Annotated in this window: 2 protein-coding genes; both read left to right on the top strand. The window is 72.1% G+C overall.

The window, feature by feature from the left end; all coding sequences use genetic code 11:
- Nucleotides 1–822 (top strand): APC family permease (locus OOT08_RS15820; RefSeq protein WP_325093795.1); only part of this gene is annotated, 822 nt, incomplete at its 5' end.
- A gap of 125 nt (nucleotides 823–947) precedes the next feature.
- Nucleotides 948–2,346 (top strand): HelD family protein (locus OOT08_RS15815; RefSeq protein WP_325093794.1); only part of this gene is annotated, 1,399 nt, incomplete at its 3' end.

The following is a 2,346-nucleotide window of genomic DNA, read 5'->3' as shown; positions in this document are numbered from 1 at the left end:
TCCATCAACGGCGCGGGCTCCGTTGACCTCGCCCGGCCCTTCGTCGGCGACGGCACCGAGGAGGGCTTCAGTCCGGTCATGGCGGGCGCGGCGATCCTCTGCCTGTCCTTCCTCGGCTTCGACTCGGTCTCCACGCTCGCCGAGGAAACCCGCGACCCGAAGCGGGCCCTGCCCAAGGCGATCACGCTCGTCACGATCGTCGCCGGGGTCATCTTCGTGGCCCTCGCCTACGTGTCGCACCTCGCCTACCCGAGCCACGACTTTGTGGACACGGACAGCGCGGCGCTCGACGTGATGGGCAGCGTGGGCGGCGAATTCCTCACCGTGTTCTTCACGGCGGCCTACGTCGCCGGGGCCACGGGCTCGGCCCTCGCCTCGCAGGCCTCCGCCTCGCGGATCCTTTTCGCGATGGGGCGCGACCAGGTGCTGCCCAAGCGGGTGTTCGGCGGGCTCAGCGCCCGCTTCCAGACGCCCGTGACCGCGATCCTAATCGTGTCCACCGTGTCGCTGCTCGCCGTGTTCGTCGAACTGCAGCTGATCTCCGAGACCGTGAGCTTTGGCGCGCTCGTCGCCTTCTCCGCGGTCAACCTCTCGGTCATCAAGCACTACTTCATCGATCAGGGCCGCCGCACCCCCGGCGAGGCGCTCCGGTTCCTGGTCCTGCCCGGCATCGGGCTCGGGCTCACCGTGTGGCTGTGGACGAGCCTCTCCGCGACGGCGCTGACGATCGGGCTGATCTGGCTCGCGATCGGGCTGGCGTGGCTCGCCTGGATCACGCGCGGCTTCCGGCGCGCCGCGCCCATGCTCGACCTGACGGAGTAGCGGCCGCGGCTGGGCGTTTCCGTGGCACCCGCGGAAACGCCCAGCGCGGGGCGGATAGAATTGATCGGCGTCGCGCGCGGAACCCGCGCGACACGGCAACGCCCCAGCAGACAGGAAACGCGCCCATGCTCAGCACCGAAGCAGCCCAGGCACACCTCGACGAGCTCAGGAGTGTCGTGGACACCCTGCTCGCCCGGGAGCGCGGGCTGATCGAGGAGCGACTCTTGGAGTCGGGCACGGCCACGGAGCTCTGGGAGCGAGACGCGCAGATCGCGCACCACCAGGAGAGCCTGAGCCGCCTGCTGGACGCGAACGAGGGCCTGCTCTTCGGCCACCTGGAGACGGATGAGGCCCACGAGGACGAGGGCGTCGCCGAGTCCTGGTACATCGGCCGGATGGGCCTGACCGACCCCGTGAGTCACGAGGTTCGCCTCGTGGACTGGCGCGCCCCGGTCGCCCGGCCGTTCTACACGGCCACGCCCCTGCACCCCGAGGGCGTGCGCGTGCGCACCCACATCGAGACGAGCCGCTGGCGAGTGCTCCGCACGAGCCCCGAACGGCTGACCGCGGGCGACGGCGAGGAGATCGCCGACGGGGGCCTGCTGCCCACGAGCCTGCTCGCCGCGATGGACCGCAGCCGCTCCGGGCACATGAACGACATCGTGGCCACGATCCAGGTCGAGCAGGACCGGATCATCCGCTCGGAGCTGCCCGGCACCCTCCTCGTGCAGGGCGGCCCGGGCACCGGCAAGACCGCCGTCGCGCTGCACCGCGCCGCCTACCTGCTCTACGAGCACCGGGACCGCCTGGAGCGCAACGGCGTGCTCCTCGTCGGCCCGAACAGCGCCTTCCTCGACTACATCGGCCAGGTGCTGCCCTCCCTCGGCGAGACGAGCGTCGTGCTCACCACGATCGGCACCCTGTTGCCCGGCATCGACGCGAGCCGCCCGGAGGACCCGGTCATCGCCGAGCTCAAGGGCCGCCTCGGGATGAGCGATCTGCTCCGCGGCGCGCTCGACCGCGCGCAGGTGCCCGCGAAGGGTGCCCTGGATCTCACCCTGGAGACGGGCGAGCTCGTCACGATCCCCGAGACCGAGCTCGGCCGGATGCGCAAGCGCGTGCGGCAGCGCCGCCGCCCGCACAATGCGGCGCGGCCCGACTTCGAGCGGGTCTTCACCGGGGCCATCGCGCGCTCGCTCGTGCAGGCGCGCACGGCCCAGGGCAGCCCGCTCTCCTTCGTGGACGGCACCGAGCAGGAACTCGCCGCGGACCTCCTCCTCGACCCCGCCATCGAGGGCGCCATCGACGCGCTGTGGCCCCGGCTGAGCCCCGGCGACCTCGTGAGCGCCGCCTACGCGGGGCCCGAGGGCGGCCTGCGCGCCACCCAACACTTCAGCCGGGACGATCGCGCGGCCCTGCACGAGGCCGAGCTCCTTCGCCGCGAACACGCGAGCACCGGCCTGGCGTGGAGCGAGGCCGACGTGCCCGCGCTCGACGAGGCCTGGGAGCTGCTCGGCGAGGATC

This window comes from Leucobacter sp. M11, from assembly GCF_035726885.1.
Taxonomy (GTDB): domain Bacteria; phylum Actinomycetota; class Actinomycetes; order Actinomycetales; family Microbacteriaceae; genus JAPFRB01.
This window is presented reverse-complemented; position numbering and strand designations above follow the sequence as displayed.